Genomic DNA, 1500 nt, shown 5'->3' on the forward strand with positions numbered 1-1500 from the left:
GTGTCCGCGCGGCCCTTTCGGAAGGCCCGCCACAGGCGCGGCACCCCGGGGGCGCGCAGCAGCGGCTTGCGCCGGTAGCCGGAGCCTTGGGCCGGGTCGCGGTTCGGATTGTGGTCCGGGTCGTGGTCCCGATCGTCGCCCGGGTTGTGATCCGGGGCCGCTCTCTCCGCCGTGGCCGCCTGGAACGGGCCGAGGCGCCGCTCCAGGGCGGCCTTGGCGCAGGCGCGGTCCAGGGCCGAGGCTTTCATGGCCTGGCCGCCGGCGCGGTCGGTGAACACCAGGCCGGCGCCCCGGGCCGTCAGGCGCACCCCGTGCCGGGCCAGCAGGTCCCGGTGCAGCTCGGGCCAGGTCCGGCTGTCGGCGACGGTCTTCAGCACGGCGTCGCGGTGGCCCTGCAGCCAGCGCTGGAAGCTCTCTTCCCAGGTGGCGGCCTCAAAATCGCGCGCCGCCGGCGACAGCGGTGGCGCCTGGTCGCGGTCGGCGCGGCCGCGATCGACGCTCAGGCCGTAGCGCTGCTCCAGGGCGCGCGAGGTCTGTTCCAGGGTCTTGAAGTCGCGATAGGGCGTGTGGACCTTCAGGGTCTCCGGATGCACCTTGTTGATCGCGATGTGCATGTGGAAGTGGTCGGTGTTGATGTGGGTGCCGGCCACGTACTGATGCGCGCCGAAGCCCAGGGCCTCGGCGTAGGTTCGGGCCATGTCCTTGAGGGCCGCGCCGGTCAGCCCGGGGCGGTCCTCGGCGCGGAAGGAGACCACCAGGTGATAGGTCTTGTCGGCGACGGCGGGCTTCTTCTGGCGGACGGCCTCGATCTCGGCGAGGGCCGGCTCCAGGTCGGCCGGGGTCTCGCCGGCGTCGCAGTTGGCGATCCACAGGCGGTCGAGCTTCTCGCCCTGTTCGGGGGCGGCGGCGATGTATTCGGCGAGGCGCGTGTAGTCGTCGGCCACGTCGGACTTTTTGGCGATGCGGTGAGCGATCATGGGGCGATCATGGCGCGCGGCGCGGCTGGAGCCGGGCGCGCAGGGCCACGGCCGCCGCCTTGAGCGCGGTCTGGCAGGTGGCGATATCGGTGGCAATGGCCTGCAGTTGCGCCTGGAGGGTGTCGTCGGGGGCCTCGTCCAGGGCCAGCTTGAACAGGTTGCCCAGGCGCGCCTGGTCGGCGTTGATGCGCATCAGGTCGCGGATGGCGTCCCATCCGGCCAGGCTGTCGGCGGCCGGCAGGGGTTGGGCCATGAGCAGGCGGCGCAGCACCTCGGCCTGCGACAGATGGGTGCGCGCGGCCAGGTCCTTGAGGCGGGCGGCCTCGGCGTCATCAAGATAGGTCTTGGCGAGGTGGCGGGCGGACGGCATGGGCGCGTCTCCCGCTCAGAGGCCGGGCGCCTGGCCGCGTGACCGTGTGCGTGAGGGTGCCGGCGCCAGGCCGAGGGCGCTGCGTTGCAGGGCCTTGTAGAGGTCGTGGCCGGCGCGGATGTTGCGCTTGCGCTGGTCGATGACGCGCTTCTC

At 72.7% G+C, this 1500-nt stretch carries 2 protein-coding genes; both read right to left on the bottom strand.

What is annotated here, in order from left to right:
- Positions 1–977 (bottom strand): TraI/MobA(P) family conjugative relaxase (gene traI / locus GGD89_RS19565; protein ID WP_184049215.1); only part of this gene is annotated, 977 nt, incomplete at its 3' end.
- 7 nt (positions 978–984) lie between these two features.
- Positions 985–1347: a plasmid mobilization protein gene (locus tag GGD89_RS19570; protein ID WP_184049218.1), complete on the bottom strand. Its 363-nt coding sequence runs from the start codon at positions 1345–1347 to the stop codon at positions 985–987.
- Between the last annotated feature and the right edge of the window lie 153 nt (positions 1348–1500).

It is taken from the genome of Roseospira visakhapatnamensis (assembly GCF_014197915.1).
GTDB lineage: Bacteria > Pseudomonadota > Alphaproteobacteria > Rhodospirillales > Rhodospirillaceae > Rhodospira > Rhodospira visakhapatnamensis.

Coding starts and splice junctions, on each gene's coding strand:
- GGD89_RS19570 (WP_184049218.1), bottom strand. CDS start 1,347: ATGCCGTCCGCCCGCCACCTCGCCAAGACCTATCTTGATGACGCCGAG.